Genomic DNA, 20,144 nt, shown 5'->3' with positions numbered 1-20,144 from the left:
AAAGTGAGATGGTCACCGTATGTAATTAATTATGTTACATTAAGTAATTTAAGTATTGCCATTTAACTAATTGATTTAAAAGTATAATTAAAATTAATTAATGTAATGATACTTTTGGTAGCGTATTGTTTTATTTTTGTTCGTTATCTTTATCTGCTATATCCTTAAAAAGTATTTAAAAACATTTAGTTGCACTCATATGCGCTTAACAGGCATGCAAGTTGCACTGATTGCCATAGATGATACACGAAGAGATAATGGAGTTCCTCGGCAAGGTGCCGCCTTTTCAATTTATCGATGAGGTTTCACTGAAAATCATTGCCCAAAATGTCTCAATGGACTATTACCCGAAGGGTATGGTCATCATGAAACAGAACGAACCTGCCAGCGAACATCTCAGGATTATTAAGAAGGGCGGGGTCAAGGTCTTTATCGCGTCCGAGGAAGGTGAAGAGGTGGTGATCGATTACCGGGGTGAGGGTGATACCTTTGGTTTTCTCTCACTCATCGGCAAGGACAAGGTCAGGGCGAATATCGTGGCAGTCGACGATACGATCTGTTACCTGCTCGACAAAGAGACTGCGCTGAAGATCATGAACAGCCAGCCTGTTTTTACGGAATACTTTCTTAAGTCTCACCTCACCAAATACATAGACCGCACATACAGCGAAATGCATAACAAGAGCATGATGTATGGCGGCACAGACCGCATCCTCTTCACTTCTCAGGTCGGCGACATTGCTATCAGGGATGTCGTTTCCGTAAAGGAGACCGCGACCATACAGGAGGCTGCCCAGGTCATGTGCCAGAACAAGGTGAGCTCTCTTGTAATTTACGATGAGAACGATTTTCCCCGGGGGGTTGTTACAGACCGTGACCTGCGGGAAAAGGTCGTTGCAAAGGGCCGGTCGATTACTGATGGGGTAAAGAATATCATGAGCCTGCCTCTCATACGGGTGGATGCTACTGATTATTGTTTTGAGGCAGTGCTCAAGATGATCAAATACAATATCCATCATGTCCTTGTAGTCAGGGACGGCGTGCTCAGGGGCGTTATCACGAACCACGACCTTATGCTGCTTCAGGGGACCTCCCCGCTCTCTTTTGCAAAGGACATTGAAAACCAGCATACGCTTGACGGTCTTGAGCCCCTTGCCAACAAGCTCAACAGGATTATCGGTCTTCTCCTGAAGGAAGGCGCAAAGGCCAGCAACATCACGAAGATCATCAGTGAACTGAACGACCGGCTTGTGAAAAAAGTGCTCGAGATCGCAGAAAAGAAGTTCGGCGCCCCGCCCGTCTCCTACTGCTGGATTGCCTACGGCAGCGAAGGCAGGAAAGAGCAGACCTTTAAGACAGACCAGGACAATGCGATCATTTATGCCGACCCAAAGACCCCTGAGCAGGAGGAGGCCGCAAAAAGGTATTTCGCCGAATTTACGGTCTTTGTGCGTGATGGCCTGATAAAATGCGGTTTTCCTCCCTGTGAGGCCAATTATATGGCGTCAAATCCCCAGTGGTGCCAGCCGATCAGCATATGGAAAAAATATTTTCTGAACTGGATACAGCACCCGAACCCTGAAGCCCTGCTCCGCTCTGTTATCTTTTTTGACTTCAGGGGGCTTTACGGCAATCTTAGTCTTGCCGGTGAATTGAGGGAATATCTTATCAATAATCTGAAGGACCAGAACCTGTTCCTTGCGCGTATTGCAAGTCTTATTCTGAAGAACAGGCCTCCTCTGGGCTTCTTCAGGTCTTTTACGGTAAATAAGGACGGTGAACATAAGGACCAGCTGAATCTCAAAATGAGCGGTATAGGACCGCTTGTCGATCTCATTCGTCTGTTCGCCCTTGAGTCAGGCATCCACGAAACCTCAAGCATGGAGCGCCTTCATGCCATGATGGAATCGCATCCCATTGCGATCGAACTTGGCGAGGAGATAGAGCAGGCCTTTGAATTTATTAACCTGCTGAGGATACATCATCAGCTTGACCAGATGGAGAGGAAAGTCCCGCTGGACAACTTCATTAATCCATTGAACCTCTCCAATCTTGAGAAAAAGTCCTTAAAGGAGTCTTTCCAGCTCATCCTTAAGATACAGGACGGCATAGAAGAGATATACCGGGCCGGGATGGTGGGCGGCTGATGTTGAACCTGTTCAGAAAATTCGGTGGAGGTCTATTGGCCTCATCCGGAGTGGATATGTCCATGCCGCTTGATGTTGCGCCCTATGTGGTGATGGATACGGAGCTGACCGGTCTGGATTTCCGCAGAGATTCTATTGTCTCTGTCGGGGCCTTACGGATGACCGGAACCAAAATAGAACTGAGCAGGCCTTTCTATGAAGTGGTAAGGCCCAGTACTGCGCTTACCACAAAAAGCATTGTGATCCATGAGATCACACCCTCAGAGACCGAGCAGAAACCGGGCATTGAGGGGATCATGGAGGGTTTTCTGAGTTTTTGTGAAGGAGCGATGATCGTGGGACATTTCATATCCCTTGATCTGAGGTTCCTTGCAAAGGAGATGAAGAGGATCGGTTTCGCTCCTCTAAAGAACCCTGCGGTTGATACCTGCGTTATGCATGAATGGATGAGCCAGAACAGGGGTGACTTAAGCAATAGTTATTTTAACGGCATGGAGAGCAAGGACCTTTTTTCTCTTGCAAAAAAATTCCATGTGCCGGTTCAGGGAGCTCACAATGCGTTGATGGACGCCTATGTTACGGCGCAGCTTTTTCAACGTTTTATTACCATGCTTATAAAGCTTGGAGTCAGGACACTCAGAGACCTTCTGAGAATCGGAAAACCTTAACAGCAATAAAAGGAGGTGGTTCAGGGAACGTGTTTTAGAAACATGCTTAGGGGAGAATGTAACATTAAGCAAATTACAAAGGAGGAACAATGGCAAAAGAATTAGCAGGATTAGACAAAAAAAAGCTTCAGGAATACTGGAGCTACAACATCAAACTCACGACCATAACCATGATTATCTGGTTTGTGGTCACGTACGTAGCAATTTTCTTTGCCCCTGAACTGGACAAGATCGTTATTTTTGGTTTTCCTATGGGTTACTACATGGGTGCTCAGGGCTCGCTGATCGTCTTCGTTATTCTTATCTTTAACTACTCAAACATATGCGATCTATACCGGCGGTTTCATCATCTTTGTTATCGGTCTTGCCATTGCAGAGCAGATGGGTCTTTCGAACAAGATGATCGGTTACACCTTTATGGGTCTAACCATTGCTCTGTACGCCTTTATCGGCATATCCTCAAGGACTGCCAAGGTCTCTGAGTATTATGTTGCCGGCCGTTCTGTGCCGCCGCTCTTTAACGGCATGGCGACCGGTTCAGACTGGATGTCTGCAGCCTCCTTCATCGGTATGGCAGGCACGATCTTCGGCCTCGGTTATGACGGCCTTGCATACATCATGGGTTGGACAGGCGGGTATGTGTTGCTTGCCGTCTTCCTCGGCCCATACCTCAGAAAGTTCGGTCAGTACACGATCCCTGACTTTCTCGGCGCTCGGTTCGGCGGTCAAGCTGCCCGGTCGATCGGTATCGTTGCAGCTATTACTGCTTCATTTACCTATCTTATCGCACAGGTTACAGGCGTCGGTATCATCATGGGCCGGTTCCTTGGGCTTGATTTTGCAACCGGCGTGTTCGTCGGTCTGGGCGGTATTCTGGTCTGCTCCATGCTTGGCGGTATGAAGGCAGTTACCTGGACCCAGGTTGCCCAGTACATCATCCTGATCATCGCGTATTTGATTCCGCCCATTACCATGTCACAGAAGGTTACCGGAATCCCAATCCCTGAGTTAACATACGGTATGGTGCTCCAGAAGATCGATGCCAAGGAAAAGGCGATCAATGTAGATCCCAAGGAGACCGAGGTTAGGGATCTCTGGAAGGCTGATGCCGCAAAGATTGATGCTGACATAAAGGGCCTTCCTGCATCACTCGATGCAAAGAAGGCAGATCTTCAGGCAAAGCTTGCAGCGCTTCCTCCTGAAGCAACTGCTGCTGACAAGGAGAAGATTGAAAAGTCTATTGCAGGACTCCCAAAGACTCCTGAAGAGGCAAAAGAGAAATGGGAAGCTGCAAAGAAGAAGTCTGCTGGTCTGTCGAAACCGATCAAGCCGTATCTCCAGCCGTTCGCAAGGCTCGATATGAAGAACATGCTGGCTCTTACCTTCTGCCTGATGGTCGGAACCGCAGGACTGCCGCATATCCTGATGAGGTACTATACGACCCCGTCAGTTCAGGACGCCCGTAAATCAGTGGGTTGGTCTTTGTTCTTCATCTTCCTGCTCTATTTTACGGCCCCGTCTGTTGCAGCCTTTGCAAGGAACGAGGTCTTAAATAGCGTTATCGGCCTGCCGATAGCTTCGTTGCCTCAGTGGATGGCAAACTGGGGCAAGGTAGGGCTGGTATCGTTTAAGGATATTAATGGTGATGGAATACTCCAGTTCTATGAACTTACGATCGGCCCGGATGCCATCGTGCTTGCGATGCCTGAGATCGCAGGGCTTCCGTATACCATCTCCGGCCTTGTAGCAGCCGGCGGTCTTGCTGCAGCGCTGTCGTCTGCAGACGGTCTGCTGCTGACCATCTCGAGCATGACCTGTATTACAAGATGATCAACCCCAAGGCATCCATCAATATGAAATTGGCAGTGTCGCGGACCCTGCTCGTGATCGTTGCACTTATCTCTGCATATGTTGCAACCTTTAAGCTGACGATCATCGTTGAGCTTGTTGCCTGGGCGTTTTCGATTGCTGCTGCTTCGTTCTTCCCTGCGCTCGTTATGGGCATCTGGGACAAAAGGTCGAACAAGTGGGGCGCACTCGCCGGTATGTACATCGGCTTCTTCTCATGCGTCAGCTACATGATCGCAAGCCGTTTCTATGGCTTTGATATCTGGGGCATTAAGACGATCTCCTCAGGCCTCTTCGGTATTCCGATGGGCTTTATCGCTACCTATGTTGTATCGAGAATGACTGCTCCTCCGTCACAGGAGCTGCAGGACTTTGTAGAGTCCGTCCGTATTCCGAGGGGCGCTGCAAAGGAGCATGAAGAAGGAATGTCCACAGGTCATTAAGACAAAGGAAGGTTCAAAAGTCAGCCCCCTGCTATCAGGGGGCTGACACCTAAAAATATGGAAATACTAAAACAGGTTTATTATTATTTTGATTATACGCTCCAGTTTTTCTTATGGCTCGTGATCGGTAGGGTAGCCGCCCAGTTGGTTATTCGAGATGCAAATAATTTCATACTAAGTATGTTCATACGTTTCACCGAACCGCTTTATAACCTCATTAAAAAGATCTTACCCTTTTCCCGCGTTTCAGAAGAAAAAAAACAGACCACCTGGGGAGCGCTTGACGGTTTCGTCCCTATTATCTGGATCGTCGGTATTTATATCTTTCGAAAGCTGATTTGGATAGGTGTCAACATCATTCTCGTGAACTACAAATAAACATGGTTATTACGAATGCTTATAAGCAATTATATATTGCTTATAGCTCTTGTTTATATTATACTTATTTGCCGTTATAGGCCTGTATTCTGCAGTAAACCATATTCATAAAGGAGGAGTTACAGCATGTCAGATGCCAAGCAGATGGACGTTTTGATGGATGAAAAGAGGACCTTTTCGCCGTCAAAGGAATTCAGCGCCAAGGCTCATATCAAGAGCATGGCAGAGTATGAGACGCTCTACAAACGGTCAGTAGATGACCCTGAGGGCTTCTGGGCCGAGATGGCAGAGAAGAACCTCACCTGGTTCAAGAAATGGGACAAGGTTCTTGATTATGATTTCAATAAGCCCTACATCAAATGGTTTGCGGGTGGCAAGCTAAATGCGTCTTATAACTGCCTTGACCGTTTTATCAACACCTCGACCCGGAACAAGGCAGCTATTATTTGGGAAGCTGATGATGGTTCATACAAGACCTACACGTACCAGCAGCTTTTCATGGAAGTCAACAGGTTTGCCAATGTTCTGAAGAAGCAGGGAATCAGGAAGGGTGACCGGGTCACTATTTACCTTCCGATGATCCCTGAACTGGCTATTGCGATGTTGGCCTGCGCAAGGATCGGGGCTATCCATAGCATCGTATTTGGCGGCTTCAGTGCAACCGCTCTTCGTGATCGAATCCAGGACTGCCAGTCAAAACTTGTGATCACCTCGGACAAGGGAGTGCGCGGCGGCAAATTCGTGCCGCTCAAGACGAATAATGACGAGGCTGTCGAAGAATGTCCGGGAGTTGAAAAGGTTATCGTGGTAAAGCGCGGCGATGGCGAAGTGGCCATGAAGCCCGGCAGAGATATCTGGTGGCACGATGAAATGGCCTCGGCAGATATCAGAAACTACTGTGAGCCGGAGCAGATGGACGCTGAAGACCCGCTCTTCATCCTTTATACATCGGGCTCAACCGGAAAGCCGAAAGGCGTGCTCCATACCACAGGCGGCTACTGCCTCTATACGAATCTCTCTTTCCGGTATATCTTTGACTACCATGAAGAGGATATCCACTTCTGCACCGCTGATATAGGCTGGGTAACCGGCCATAGCTACATCGTATATGGGCCGCTTTCCAACGGCGCTACAAGCCTGATGTTCGAGGGTGTTCCTACATACCCCAATCCCGGGAGGTTCTGGAGTATCGTGGAGAAGCACAGGGTAAATATTTTTTATACCGCGCCTACTGCCATCAGGGCGCTGATGAGAGAGGGTGAGCAGTGGGTTTCAAACCACGACCTTTCATCCCTGAGAGTCCTTGGTTCTGTTGGCGAGCCGATCAATCCCGAGGCATGGATGTGGTATCACCGTAATGTCGGCAAGGAAAAGCTTCCTATTGTAGATACGTGGTGGCAGACAGAGACCGGCGGCATTCTCATAACCCCACTTCCGGGCGCCATGACCCTTAAACCGGGTTCTGCATGCAGGCCGTTTTTTGGTGTTGTTCCGAGAGTCCTTAAAGATGACGGTACCCCGGCAGGAGCCAACGAGGGCGGCAAGCTTGTTATTGAAAAGCCCTGGCCCGGGATGCTGCGTGGAACGTATGGAGACCCAGAGAACAAGAGGATAAAGGAAGTCTACTTCTCGCAGTATGCAGGCAAATACTTTACGGGCGATGGCGCCAGGGTTGACGAAGACGGCGACTACTGGCTGATGGGACGTATTGATGACGTCATCAACATCTCCGGTCACCGTCTCGGAACAGCGGAAGTTGAATCAGCGCTTGTCAGCCATGAGGCGGTTGCCGAGGCGAGGCGGTTGCCGAGGCTGCGGTTGTCGGATATCCGCATGATATCAAGGGTGAAGGCATTTATGTGTATGTGACGCTCAAACAGGGAATTGAGCCCACTGATGCCCTAAAAAAGATCCTCGTGGGTCATGTCAGGACCATGATCGGCCCGATTGCGACACCTGACAAGCTCCAGTTTGCTCCTGGGCTTCCCAAGACGCGCTCAGGCAAGATCATGAGAAGGATCCTTCGCAAAATAGCGCATAATCAGGTCGATGAGCTTGGAGATACTTCAACGCTTGCCGATCCTTCTGTGGTCGAAAATCTGGTGAAGGAAAGACTCTAATAGCATTAATTAATTGGTATGATTTAAGGTATCATACGGGAGCAGGTGAAAGCCTGCTCCTTTTTTTGACATGAAACGTATCAAAGGAGATCTATGGTTATTGAGCGGTTGAAAACAATGATAGGCAAAGGACCAATCATAAAGAAGGCTGATATCGCGCGTCTGTCCGGGTTGCAGTCTGAAGAGAGAGAAAAAGAGCTCCTGTCCATATGCTATGAACTTGCCTTTAAGGATGCTGCTGCGTTTGTGTATGACGGATTACGGAGACCTGAATCGCCGTTCAGCGTCCTTGAGAGAAATGCCTTTTTTCATGAGATGCTTATCATAAACTTCTGGATGATGGATAAAGTTTTTTCAAAATATATGAAGGACCTTGCGGAAAATATGCATGCGCACTACTTCGGATCTCTTTCGGATATTGAAGAGAGGAAAACTGCCCTGGCTCCCAAGTTCAAGGCCTACTATCTCTGCTGGGATGAGTATACCGGACACCATGATGAGTTTGGGCTGAGGGTCGGAGAGGTCCTCTTTGGGAAAGAAGCGGTTTACCCTGAAAAAAACGTCTCCTTCTGGATAATTACGTATGCTGACGACAGCATAAAAAAATATAGAAAATTGAGAGCACAGTGCCTTGAAGCCGGCCTGATCCAAAAAGGAGAATGATCATGGACAAGTTCATACTGAAACGGGATAATGCTTTGCTGGTCATTGTAGACATCCAGGAGCGCCTCGCAGTTGCCATGTCCGAAAAGGATAGGGTGATCATCAATACCCTGCATCTTCTGGATGCGGCAAAGCGCATGGATATTCCCCTCCTGATAACAGAACAGTACCCCAAAGGACTTGGCCCGACTGTTTCGGAGATCAAGGATTCTGTGCAGTCATACGCGCCGATTGAGAAGATTACCTTCAGCTGCTGCGGAGAAGGGTTCTTTACCGAGGCGGTGGAGGAAACTGGCAGAAAGCAGATTATTCTTGTCGGTATGGAAACCCATGTCTGTGTCCTGCAGACCTGCATAGACCTTCTGCAGGCTGATTATAATGTCCATGTTGTTGCGGACGCCATCTGTTCGAGGACCGATGCAAACTACCGGACTGCGCTTGAACTTATGCGCGATGCAGGAGCAGTGATAACCTGCACTGAAACGGTTCTGTTTCAGTTGCTGGTGAAGGCCGGGACCGAGGAATTCAAGGCCATATCAAAGAGGATCAAGTAGGACAATTTGTCAGTTGAGATCAGCATACCATTAACTAGGGGAGATTCATGCTCTGGCTGGGATTTCTTATCTGTACGGCTGCAATTGTCTATTCAGGCACGCGCCTGTCGAAATACGGCGACATAATCGCCGAAAAGACAGGCCTTGGCAGGGCATGGATTGGTATTGTTCTCATGGCCTCCATTACGTCGCTCCCTGAACTGGTAACAGGAGTAGGGTCTGTGACGTTTGCCGGAGTTCCTGACATTGCAGTAGGTGATGTGCTCGGAAGCTGTGTTTTTAATATGCTTATTTTTGCGATTCTTGATACTTTGTATCGCCCCGCACCAATTTCCACCAAGGCCCATCAGGGTCACGTGCTCTCAGCGGCTTTCGGACTTCTTCTTTTGAGTATTGTATGTATTAGTATGTTTTTAAGGGAGCAGTTATCGCCCATCGGCTGGCTCGGTCCATACAGCTTCCTTTTCATAGTGATATATTTTATCGGCATGAGACTTGTCTTTAGCTACGAAAAACGCAAGATCGCCGAATTCCTGAAAGAAATGGCAGAGGAATTGCGGTACAAAGATATCAGCATAAAGACAGCCGTGCTTCACTATACGATAAATGCCCTTATCGTTATCATTGCAGCCATGTTTCTCCCGACAATCGGCGAAGCCATAGCAGTGTCCACCGGATTGGGCCAGACCTTTGTCGGCAATATTTTTATTGCTGTTTCTACATCGCTGCCTGAGGTCGTTGTCTCCATCGCTGCTGTCAGGATGGGGGCTATTGACCTGGCAATCGGCAATCTCTTCGGCAGTAATATTTTCAATATATGTATCCTTGCAGTTGACGACATCTTCTTTTTCCATGGTCCTCTGCTCTCCTATGCAAGCGCTGACCATATCATATCGGCATTGTCTGCTATGGCAATGACAGCAATTGCAATTATCGGACTGACCTATCGTGCAGAGAAGAAGAGATTGTTTGTATCATGGGATTCTCTGGCAATTTTGGTCTGTTATACAGCGAATCTTTTGATCCTCTATATGCTGAGATAGGCATTCTTAGGGCGAGGGCTAGCACTGAACAAGATGCATTGCCGAATGGGGAACAGATAAAGAAAAGCGCCCTGTCCTGATATTTGTCGGGACAGGGCGCAACGTTCATCTCAGCGATCAAGCTACCGTATGTACAATTTCATCTATCTTGTTGGCCAGATCCTCGGCAGGGATCACCACAACTTTTTTCCCGGCTATAGCCGTTTCAAACCGTGCTGCTGCCATGCTTGCCTCATAAGCCTCACCCAGTTTTCCGTAGATGCTCTGGACCTGCTTCTGCTTAAGGCCTTTGCTCGCGGTAAAGGTTTTGAAATTGATCTCCTGGCCGTTTTCAAACCAGGCCAGACCGAACATGCTGGGTGGTTTTCCGATGTACACATAGACTGTTTTGGCGGATGGCACAAATTCCATATGGTCATGGATTTTGCCCACAAAGGGTTCTAACGATGATTTAAACTCGCTCAGTCTTGACGCTGCCTGACTCGATGGATCGAGCTGAGGCAGCTCTTTTTCCTTACCAAAAAGTTTCCCGAATAAGCCCACAGTAACCTCCTTTGAAATCGTTGGTTTTTGTTGAAATAACCTACTGCGACCTTTCTGAGTTATCCTTTCTGACAGTCTCCACCTATGATAAGACCGATAAAATCGGTGTACATACAATAAAACTGCTAACGTGATTTGCCTTTTTCCTGAGACAGGAATTCAGCCAAAGAATCAATTTCGCGCTGTTCGAGCTCCTTAGTCCAGATCGTTACATCTTTTCGTGAGCGGTCCTCATGAAGCGTGACAACGAGCCGTCTCTTATCAGGCCGGGCAATACCAATAATATTACGGTATCGAATAAGCTGCTTTACGCGGGACTGACGCACCTCAAGAAAATCCTTATGCACAGATACCTGAGGCTGTCTGCTCTTGACCAGAGTCATGATGCACATGCCTGTGCCGAAGATCACCAGAAAGCCGGACGCGCTGGAAGTCGATTCATTATGGGAAAAAGACCGGGCAATAAGCAAACCTCCTGCGGCTGCCAGTATGCCATACAGCAGAAGGAAGAGATACACCTGTTTTTTCCTGATATATAGATTTGTCCCGATCATGCAGTCTCTGTTGCGAAACTTACAGCCTGAACCAGCTCTTCTTTTCTTTCATTGAGCCAACAGTGTCTGAAACATATCTGATTAAATCTAAAATCTCTTTCTGTGCGCGCCTCAGTTCCTTAAGTTCTGCCATCTCTTTTATCCCGGGTTCATCGGCCGGCTTTTCCCTGAAAAGTGCAATATCCTTTTTCATTACTCCAACTTCTTCATTAAGGCCCGATACGGTCTTCTGCAGCATGGCTATGGCATCCGAAATCCTGCTGAGCGTCCCAGTGACCCTTGCCAACTCATCAGCAAGATTTTCTATCTTTTCGACAGGGAAGGGCTGCAGGTCAATTTTGGGGCTCTCATCTCCGGATATCAGCACTTCTTCTTCTTCTTCTTCAGGTTTTTCCTGGAGGCGCTCGGGCCATGAATCGGCTGCTGCGGCAGCAGCAGGCTCTTCAACAACAGGCTTCAGAGCTGCGATATCTTCTTTGGGTTCGCCGATAGAGGCATGCGCCGAGCCGCTCATGAGTTCAGGTTCATATGCAGGTTCGAGTGGTTCAGCCTCCGGTAATACCTCGATTGCCGCGGTTTCGTGATCAGGAAAAATCTCCAGTTCATCTTCTAATTCAATTTCAAAGGTATCGACCTCGAATACCGGCTCGATTGATGAGGAATCTGCCTTTAATTCGATTTTTTGCGGCTCCGGCCGAACTTCCTGTTTCTTTTGTTCAGGCACGGCTTCAGGCTCCGGTTTTGGCGATACGGGTGCCTCTTTTTTTGATTCAACAGGCTGTATCTCAATTTTATGTTTTCTTGAAATATCCTTAAGTACGAGTTTCGTAATCCTCTTGAAAGCTTCTTCTACTCCTCCGCCGTTTATGGCAGTGGCCTCAAGGACTTCATGTGCATTGTTCTTATTCAGATCCTGATTGAGTTCCTCTATCGAAAGTAAATTCTTGAGATCTCTCTTGTTGTATTGCAGAATAATTGGAATTGTATCAGGATCAATATTGTTCGATACGAGATTTTCCATCATATTATCGAAACTTTCGATATTTTGGTCCTTCATCTCCTTCTGGGAGTCGGCAACAAAAACGACCGCATCTGCTCCTTTCAGAACAACTTTACGGGTAGCATTGTATCTGACCTGTCCCGGGACCGTATAGAGCTGGAAACGAATAGAAAAATCCCGGATTTTGCCAAGTTCTATCGGAAGAAAATCGAAAAAGAGGGTGCGGTCTGACTCTGTTGAAAGGGACAGCAGCTTACCCTTTGTCTCTGGGTTAAGGACTGCATGAAGGTGCTGAAGATTTGTTGTTTTGCCGCTTAATCCAGGACCATAATAGACAATTTTGAGGGTGATTTCCTTGGTTGCATAGTTAAACAGTGCCATTGCTATACTATAGCATAAACGCCATTTCTTGTCTGATTTTTGACCCTGTACATCGCGTCATCGGCGAGCTTTAATAGCTCTTCCTTTGATTTTGCACTTTCAGGGTAAGAGGCCACGCCAAAGCTTGCCGTCATCTTGAATGAGTAACCGTCTCTTTTGAGAAAAACATTATGTTCAATAGACCTTCGTATCCTTTCTGCTATCTGACTCGCATTTTTGGGCGCTGTCTGGGGAAGGACCATAACGAATTCATCCCCTCCGTAGCGGGCAACGATATCCACGGTCCTCAGGCTTTTCAGAAGCAGCTGGCCCATCTCCACAAGGAGCTTGCTGCCGACCAGATGGCCATAGCTGTCATTGATCAGCTTGAAGTGGTCAACGTCCATAAAAATAAGGGAAAGAGACGTATGGTGGCGGGTCGCCCGTGATATTTCAAGGTCGAGGGAGCGGTTGAGATAGCGCGTATTAAAGAGTTTTGTAAGATCATCCGTTATGGACATCTCTGTCATTTTCTGATAGAGGGCAGACCGTTCAATCGCAATAGCAGCATGGTCAACAATGCGCAGCACAAGATCAAGATCTTCTTTGGTAAACGGGTCGCTGGTCGTCTTGTTTACTACTTCCAGCACGCCGAGAATGACACCCTTATTCATGATGGGCACGCACATGATGGATTTCGTTTTGAAATCGGTTTCCTTGTCGATTCTCCGGCTGAAACGGGGGTCTTTTGACACATCGGGCACCACAACCGGTACCTTTTCCTGAGCGACCCAACCGGCAATGCCTTCTCCCCTCTTGAGTCGTTCCTTTTTGATCTTTTTTCTGCCTTCCTTCTTCCCTGCCGTCTTCTCAAAGACGAGTTCGCCGGTTTCGTCATCAAGGAGGAGGATTGACCACGCCTCTGCCTTGATAAGTGGTTTGGCCTTTTTCATGATCATGCCGAGCACTTCATTGAGTTCAACTGCTGAAGTAAGCGTCTTGCTCACCTCTTCAAAAAAATCCAGCTCTTTCTTTGTGGTCGAAAGTCTTTGTTTGAGATTTCGGTTTTCCGTCAGCAGCTCTTTTTCGTGCAGAATCTTCTTCAGTGCGAATTCAAGCTCCTTTGCCGTGGGAGAGTAAAGAGGACAGACAAGATCAGACTTCAGCCAGACAGAGATGCCGGAAAAAGTAGGGGTCTCCGAAAGGACGATCTTGGGTGTCTCCCTGAACCTCAAAAGAAACTCTTTGAAAGACGGCTCCCTGCGCTGCGCTGCCTCGATAATCAGCAGATCAGGACTGTCTTCTGCACGATAGCGTATGGTGCCGATCGAACGAAAACGAAAAAGAATTGACCCCTGGTCAAGAAGGAGTTCTTCAAGAACCCTCTTGATGCCGACGGAGCCAATATAGAAAACCTTATTCATCTATTCATTTACGCCGCAGCATTTCTTGTATTTCTTGCCGCTGCCGCAGGGGCAGGAATCATTGCGTCCGACTTTTTTCCCTTTGGTAACGGTCTGGGAACTGCTGCTTTCACCGCGGTTGTAGTTCAACGAAGCTTTTTCATTGCGTGCCTTTATGCGCTCTTCCTGATTTCGCTGGACCCTGACTTTAAAGAGCCGCATAACAACATCCGTCGCAATTCTGCCTGACAGTTCTCCGAACATGGAAAAGGCCTCTTTCTTGTATTCTACGAGAGGGTCCCGTTGCGCATATCCTCTCAGCCCTATGCCTTCTTTGAGATGGTCCATGGCCAGGAGGTGGTCCTTCCACTGGGAATCAACGACCTGAAGCAGTATCCACTTTTCCATGTACCGCATCATGTCAGCGCCGATTTCAGATTCTTTGGCGTCGTAGAAGTTCCTTGCTTCTGCGGACAGACTGTCTCTGAGCGCGTCAATAGTATCAGGAATCTCCTGCACCGTAAAATCGAGAAGCCCGTATACGGAATCCTTTAAACCCTTGAGGTCCCAATCTTCTTTGTGTTTGTCCTCAGGGCAGTGAATTGCGAGAATCTCGTCGATGTTCTCATCAGCCATGTCCAGGACCCGCTCTTTCACATCGGCCTCCTGAAGGAGTTCACGTCTGAATGCGTAGATTTCGGTCCTCTGTTTGTTCATGACATCGTCGTATTCAAGCAGATGCTTCCTGATGTCAAAATTCTGAGCCTCCACACGCTTCTGGGCATTCTCAATGGCTTTGGATACCATCTTGTTCTCAATCGGCATGCTGTCGTCCATGCCGAGTTTACCCATAAGACCGGAGACCCGGTCAGAATAGAAAATCCTCATAAGATCATCTTCAAGCGAGAGATAAAAGCGGGACGCGCCCGGATCTCCCTGCCTGCCTGAACGGCCCCTGAGCTGATTGTCTATCCTTCTTGCCTCATGCCGCTCAGTGCCGAGGATGAAGAGACCTCCGGCTTCAAGGACTTTCTTCTTGTCCTCTTCACATCTCAGCTCGGCCTCGGCAAACGCAGCGTTCCATTCCTCTTCGGTATGGTCAGGTTTATCCCTTAGCAAGTCGCGGGCTACAGCAACCGGGTTGCCGCCAAGGACGATGTCCGTTCCTCTGCCTGCCATATTGGTGGCAATGGTCACTGCATGGCTTCTGCCTGCCTGTACGATAATTTCCGCTTCCTTGTCATGGTATTTGGCATTCAGGACAGAATGCCTGATTCCGCGTTTCTTAAGCAGGCTGCCTAACAGTTCTGACCTTTCGATTGATATTGTGCCGACAAGCACCGGCTGTCCTTTTTTGTTGCATTCCTCAATCTCATTGATCACCGCATCAAATTTGCCTTTTTCGGTCTTGTAAATCATATCAGCGTGATCTTTTCTGACCATGGGCCTGTTGGTAGGGATGACGGTCACATCAAGGTTATAAATTTTGGCGAACTCCTCTGCCTCGGTCAATGCGGTTCCTGTCATGCCGGAAAGTTTATTGTACATACGGAAGAAATTCTGGAACGTGATCGTGGCAAGGGTCTGATTTTCGTTCTCAATCTTTACCCCTTCTTTGGCTTCGACTGCCTGATGGAGGCCGTCTGACCACCGTCTGCCCGGCATAAGCCTTCCGGTGAACTCATCAACAATGATCACCTCTCCGTCCGTGACCACATAATCAACATCGCGTTTAAAGAGGTTGTGCCCCTTAAGCGCCTGCAGGATGTGATGGACCAGGTCGATATTCTCCGGGTCATAGAGATTTCCTGCCCCGAGGAGCTTCTCTGCCTTAATATTGCCTTCCTCAGTCAGGATAACGGTCCGGGCTTTTTCATCAATCGTATAATCCAGATCCTTCTGGAGCTTCGGAATGATCTTGTCTATCCTGTAATACTTGTCTGTCGAATCTTCTGAAGGCCCTGATATGATCAGCGGTGTTCTTGCCTCATCAATGAGGATACTGTCCACCTCGTCAACAATCGCATAATTGAGGGGCCGCTGAACGAACTGGGCGCTGTCATACTTCATATTGTCTCTGAGATAGTCAAAGCCGAACTCATTATTCGTCCCGTAGGTGATATCTGCAGCGTATGATTCCTGGCGCTGCTCATCAGTAAGTCCGTGGACTATGATGCCGGTGCTCAGCCCCAAAAAGTTGTAAAGGGGGTTCATCCATTGCGCATCTCTGCGCGCAAGATAGTCGTTTACCGTAACGACATGGACGCCTTTTCCTTCGAGGCCGTTAAGATACACGGGAAGGGTGGCCACGAGAGTCTTTCCTTCACCGGTTTTCATCTCGGCAATTGCGCCCTCATGAAGAACGATTCCGCCGAGGAGCTGAACATCAAAATGCCGCATTTTGAGCACACGCCTCGAAGCCTCTCTGCAGACAGCAAATGCTTCAGGCAGAAGTTCGTCAAGGGTTGCTCCTTTGCTGATACGGTTTCTGAACTCTACGGTCTTGGCCTGCAGCTGGATATCTGAAAGCGGTGAAATGCCTTGTTCAAGGGCATTTATTTTGTCCACGATCGCAGAAATCCTGCTGATTTCACGCTCATTTTTGGTGCCTATGATTTTTTTCAATATTCCAAACATAGATACATATTAAATGAACAGGGGTAATATTTCAAGATGGGCGACTGACTAAACACTTGAAAATCAAGGAAATTTGATGTAAATGTCAAGGTCATGGTAGAATTTAAGATGGAAAAATTCGTCTATATTTATACGTATGGATGTCAGATGAACGTGCATGACACGGAGAAGATGCTTGGCACCCTTGCACTGGAAGGATACAGTACTACTGCAGTGCCGGAAAAAGCAGACTTAATTATTTTCAATACCTGTGCAATCCGTGAAAAGGCAGAGCACAAATTTTACAGCCAGCTCGGCAGGATAAAGCATCTTAAGAAAAGCAATCCGCTGCTGAAAATTGCAGTTGCCGGCTGTGTTGCCCAGGATTCACGGCAAAAGGTCATGAAAAGGGCTCCTTATGTTGATTTTGTGATTGGCCCCCAGAACCTGCATGTTGTCAGAAATCTCCATAATGCAGAGCAGAATCTCTACATTGACGATAATCCGGATATTGCGAATCAGGAATATGAGATGAACCGGGACAGCGCTACGAGGGCGTGGGTTTCCATTATGTATGGCTGCAATAATTATTGCAGTTACTGCATCGTCCCTTACACGCGGGGAAGAGAGGTATCTCGCCCGAGTTCAGGTATTCTCGCTGAAATCAGGGTATTGAAGGAGAGGGGATACAAGGAGGTTACGCTGCTTGGCCAGAACGTTAACTCATACCACAGTGATCTGGACTTTGTCGGGCTGCTTCGTGAGATAGACAAAACTGGTATTGAGCGGGTGCGTTTTGTGACATCGCATCCGAGAGATCTTTCTTCTGAGCTGGTGGATGCCCTGGTCGAACTGCCAAGTCTTTGTAATAATATTCATCTTCCTCTGCAGTCCGGATCGGATGGCATCCTTCAGGCTATGAACAGAAAATATTCTTATGCGCAATATCGTGAAAAGATCGAGTTGATACGCAGAAAGGTTTCTTCTGTCACCATATCTACGGATATCATTATCGGGTTCCCCGGTGAGAGCGAAAATGACTTCGAGCAGACCGTGAGGGCTGTAACAGAAATAGAATATGACGGCATGTTCGCATTTAAGTTTTCCAGGAGAAAGGGCACCAGGGCATATGACCTGCCTGGCCAGGTTTCCGATAGTGTCAAGGCTGAGAGGCTTAACAGGCTGCTTACTGTCCAGGAGGATATTGCACTCAAAAGAAACAGGGCCCTTGAGGGATCTGTTCAGGAAATACTGGTTGAGGGGCTTTCAGCGACCGATTTGTCAATGCTTATGGGAAGGACCAGGTCCAATAAAATTGTTACGGTTGAAAACAACGGGGCGTCAGAAGGAACCGTCTATACCGTATTCATAGAAAAAGCCAGACACCACTCCCTGCACGGGAAAATACTTTCATAGCCACGGCATGGAGAACATGAACAAGAAGGTCGCTGTTTTGACCTTGGGGTGCAGAGTGAATCAATCTGAGAGTTCTGTAATCGAAGGGACTCTGAAAAAGCATGGTGTTTCAATTGTTCGCCTGGAGGATCACCCTGATATCTGCATCGTTAATACCTGCACGGTAACAAATAAAAGCGACGTCAGTTCCCGTTACCTTATTCGCAGAGCTGCAGGAAATGGCGCCCGGGTCATAGTGACGGGATGTTTCTCACAGTTGCAGCGTAATTCGGTTTCTGCCCTTCCGGGTGTTAGCGACGTCGTGCCGATCGATGACAAGGACAAGATCATATCTCAGGTGCTTGGCTATGAGGTTGCCCCGGTCTATAGTCTGCATGATCGGGCTCGACCCTACCTCAAGGTGCAGGACGGATGCAACTTCCGCTGTACCTATTGCGCTGTGCCACTTGCCCGGGGGAATTCCAGAAGCTTGTCGATAGAGGAGGCGGTGAGGAGGGCATCAGATATCGTTTCGCAGGGATATCAGGAAATTGTCCTGACCGGAATCCATCTCGGAAGTTATGGGCAGGACCTCTCCCGGAAGACCAGTCTTGCCGCGCTAATCAGGAATATTCTCACGTCAACCTCAATTTTCAGAATCAGGCTCAGCTCAATCGAAATCAACGAAATTGATGATGAGCTGATTGAGCTATTGGGTGATGCGAGAGTCTGTCGACATCTTCATCTGCCGCTTCAGAGTGGCAGCGACCTGACCCTCAAGCGCATGAACAGGAATTATTCGGTCGAAACGTATCGAAAGAAACTCCTGCGCCTGTCGGACATATCTTCAGAGATTGCGCTGGGCACAGACATTATCGTCGGCTTTCCTGCTGAAGAGCATAAGGAATTCATGATGACCTATGAATTGATAAAAGAGCTTCCATTTTCCTATGTTCATACCTTCCCATATTCTCCGAGGAACGGCACATCTGCGTCAAAATTAAAGCCACAAATATCAGGTAATATAATCGCTGATCGCGCTGATGCGGTGAAAGAGCTTGGCAGAGCCAAAAAACAGACCTTCATGTCTACGCAGACAGATAAAATCCTTGATGCTATTGCAGAAGAGGCAGATGAGCGAGGTTACACGACCTGCACAACCAGTAATTACCTTAAGGTAGTGATGAAGAACATCAGACTCAGCAGGGGAAGCGTGGTATTTGTTAGGTCTGTGGCTGGCGACAGCGATATATTGACTGGAGTTATGATTAGTTAGTCGTAACGTGTTGAATTCAAAGGCATAATTATCTGCCTAATACATAGACAACATAGCCGCGAGCCGTATCAATAACCCTGCAGCATCTTTTTTCACATCGATATTAACAACATATGAACAGAAACTGTTTATATGTAATGTCTGATAAGATATATTATGTTAAATAACATATCTTGATGCGCTGGCGATCGGAATAAATTACAGGTTGGTTCACGCCCTGATGATTTAATTGGCCCAAGTTAAAGATTTAGATTTAATGTGCATTTTAACAAGAGCGATATTCTTAATGTTATACTTCAACAAGATTGCGTATTGAATCGATAATAAAGCATTACTTGTTTGATATGCATTCATTTTTCGAAGCGAATTAGGATGACCTTCTGAATCATTTGCGTAAAGTAGAATAGCTTTCTTGACATTTGACTATATCCTGATTTATAAAAGACAAGCGCGGGCGTAACTCAGTGGTAGAGTGTCAGCTTCCCAAGCTGGAGGTCGTGGGTTCGAATCCCATCGCCCGCTCCAGTAAACTCCCTGCTAAAGGGAAATGAATTCTAATTCGTCCCTCTGAGCTGTTTCCTTGTGTAGAGAATTCGCTGTAAAACGGTAAAATGGGTCAGTGCGGCGAGTAACCACAACACCGGAACCATATAGCCGCTGACAGCACCTGCGAAAAGTAAAATTAACCGTTCCGTTCTTTCCATCAGCCCGTGGCTGCAAGACACACCGAGTGCCTCTGCCCGAGCCCTGGCATAGCTGATGATAAGGGAGCCAACAAGAGCGGTGATTGCAAGGCAGACCCCTGTCATCTGCCCAGCGCTTCCAAGGTTCCACGCGATAGCAAGAAGAATGGCAGAGTCTGAATACCGGTCGAGCACTGAATCAAGGAATGCCCCAAACACAGAACTTTCCCCCTTGCTTCTGGCAACGATACCGTCGAACATATCACACAATCCGGCAGGCAACAGACATAACGCGCCCCATGTCAGGCTATGGGCAAGCAAAAAGCTGGATGCCACGGTAAGGCAGAAGCCCATGATTGTTATTGAATTGGGACTGAGGGGAATTCTTAAGGCAAAAGCTTTAAGGGGTTTGTCCAGGGCATGACCTAATATGTTGCTCAGCATCGCCGA

General features: G+C 47.7%; 15 protein-coding genes, 1 tRNA gene and 2 pseudogenes. 12 read left to right on the top strand and 6 right to left on the bottom strand.

All coding sequences use genetic code 11. The features are described 5' to 3' along the window. The first annotated feature begins 239 nt into the window (after positions 1-239). The 9 genes and pseudogenes from HZB31_10795 (at position 240) to HZB31_10755 (ending at position 9,864) form a co-directional block, all read left to right on the top strand. Entirely contained in the window at positions 240-2,147 is a 1,908-nt protein-coding gene (locus tag HZB31_10795; GenBank protein ID MBI5848413.1) for a cyclic nucleotide-binding/CBS domain-containing protein, read from the top strand. After that, positions 2,147-2,815: a 3'-5' exonuclease gene (locus HZB31_10790; GenBank protein MBI5848412.1), complete on the top strand. Its 669-nt coding sequence runs from the start codon at positions 2,147-2,149 to the stop codon at positions 2,813-2,815. The genes HZB31_10795 and HZB31_10790 overlap by 1 nt, the downstream gene beginning before the upstream one ends. 89 nt (positions 2,816-2,904) lie before the next feature. Then, positions 2,905-3,297, top strand: a complete 393-nt coding sequence (locus HZB31_10785; GenBank protein MBI5848411.1) for a DUF4212 domain-containing protein — start codon at positions 2,905-2,907, stop codon at positions 3,295-3,297. Further along, positions 3,197-5,106 (top strand): annotated as a pseudogene (locus HZB31_10780) (cation acetate symporter). Before HZB31_10785 ends, HZB31_10780 begins: the two are co-directional and overlap by 101 nt. 57 nt (positions 5,107-5,163) lie before the next feature. Continuing rightward, entirely contained in the window at positions 5,164-5,484 is a 321-nt protein-coding gene (locus HZB31_10775) for a YggT family protein (protein ID MBI5848410.1), read from the top strand. 126 nt (positions 5,485-5,610) lie between these two features. Then, positions 5,611-7,604 (top strand): annotated as a pseudogene (gene acs / locus HZB31_10770) (acetate--CoA ligase). Between the two features lie 93 nt (positions 7,605-7,697). Beyond that, entirely contained in the window at positions 7,698-8,267 is a 570-nt protein-coding gene (locus HZB31_10765) for a hypothetical protein (protein ID MBI5848409.1), read from the top strand. After that, complete coding sequence (locus HZB31_10760) at positions 8,264-8,821, top strand: hydrolase (protein MBI5848408.1); 558 nt, start codon at positions 8,264-8,266, stop codon at positions 8,819-8,821. The genes HZB31_10765 and HZB31_10760 overlap by 4 nt, the downstream gene beginning before the upstream one ends. A 47-nt stretch (positions 8,822-8,868) precedes the next feature. After that, on the top strand, positions 8,869-9,864 hold the full coding sequence (locus HZB31_10755; protein ID MBI5848407.1) for a sodium:calcium antiporter: 996 nt from the start codon (positions 8,869-8,871) through the stop codon (positions 9,862-9,864). A 117-nt stretch (positions 9,865-9,981) separates the two neighbouring features. Here HZB31_10755 and HZB31_10750 read toward each other — a convergent pair whose 3' ends face one another. The 5 genes from HZB31_10750 to secA form a co-directional block, all read right to left on the bottom strand. Continuing rightward, a complete protein-coding gene (locus HZB31_10750; protein MBI5848406.1) occupies positions 9,982-10,407 on the bottom strand; it encodes a hypothetical protein in 426 nt (141 codons plus the stop codon). A 125-nt stretch (positions 10,408-10,532) separates the two neighbouring features. Next, on the bottom strand, positions 10,533-10,961 hold the full coding sequence (locus HZB31_10745) for a hypothetical protein (protein ID MBI5848405.1): 429 nt from the start codon (positions 10,959-10,961) through the stop codon (positions 10,533-10,535). Positions 10,962-10,980: 19 nt separating this feature from the next. Further along, positions 10,981-12,342 carry a GTPase domain-containing protein gene (locus HZB31_10740; protein ID MBI5848404.1) on the bottom strand — a complete coding sequence of 454 codons (1,362 nt, stop codon included), beginning with the start codon at positions 12,340-12,342 and terminating at the stop codon, positions 10,981-10,983. A gap of 2 nt (positions 12,343-12,344) precedes the next feature. Next, the gene (locus HZB31_10735) at positions 12,345-13,745 is read right to left on the bottom strand and encodes a sensor domain-containing diguanylate cyclase (protein ID MBI5848403.1); all 1,401 of its coding nucleotides are present in this window, start codon (positions 13,743-13,745) and stop codon (positions 12,345-12,347) included. After that, positions 13,746-16,361, bottom strand: a complete 2,616-nt coding sequence (gene secA / locus HZB31_10730; protein ID MBI5848402.1) for a preprotein translocase subunit SecA — start codon at positions 16,359-16,361, stop codon at positions 13,746-13,748. It abuts the gene before it with no gap. Between the two features lie 93 nt (positions 16,362-16,454). Here secA and miaB point away from each other — a divergent pair, with 93 nt between their 5' ends. The 3 genes from miaB (at position 16,455) to HZB31_10715 (ending at position 19,536) form a co-directional block, all read left to right on the top strand. Further along, a complete protein-coding gene (gene miaB, locus HZB31_10725; protein ID MBI5848401.1) occupies positions 16,455-17,756 on the top strand; it encodes a tRNA (N6-isopentenyl adenosine(37)-C2)-methylthiotransferase MiaB in 1,302 nt (433 codons plus the stop codon). 16 nt (positions 17,757-17,772) lie between these two features. Continuing rightward, entirely contained in the window at positions 17,773-19,011 is a 1,239-nt protein-coding gene (gene mtaB, locus HZB31_10720; protein MBI5848400.1) for a tRNA (N(6)-L-threonylcarbamoyladenosine(37)-C(2))-methylthiotransferase MtaB, read from the top strand. A gap of 450 nt (positions 19,012-19,461) precedes the next feature. Then, positions 19,462-19,536 (top strand) — tRNA-Gly (locus HZB31_10715). Between the two features lie 29 nt (positions 19,537-19,565). Here HZB31_10715 and HZB31_10710 read toward each other — a convergent pair. Next, positions 19,566-20,138: a CDP-alcohol phosphatidyltransferase family protein gene (locus tag HZB31_10710; protein ID MBI5848399.1), complete on the bottom strand. Its 573-nt coding sequence runs from the start codon at positions 20,136-20,138 to the stop codon at positions 19,566-19,568. Between the last annotated feature and the right edge of the window lie 6 nt (positions 20,139-20,144).

The sequence above is a fragment of the Nitrospirota bacterium genome (assembly GCA_016235245.1).
Classification (GTDB): domain Bacteria; phylum Nitrospirota; class Thermodesulfovibrionia; order Thermodesulfovibrionales; family UBA6898; genus UBA6898.
Note: the sequence above shows the minus strand (reverse complement) of the source record. Positions and strands in the feature narration are given on the sequence as shown.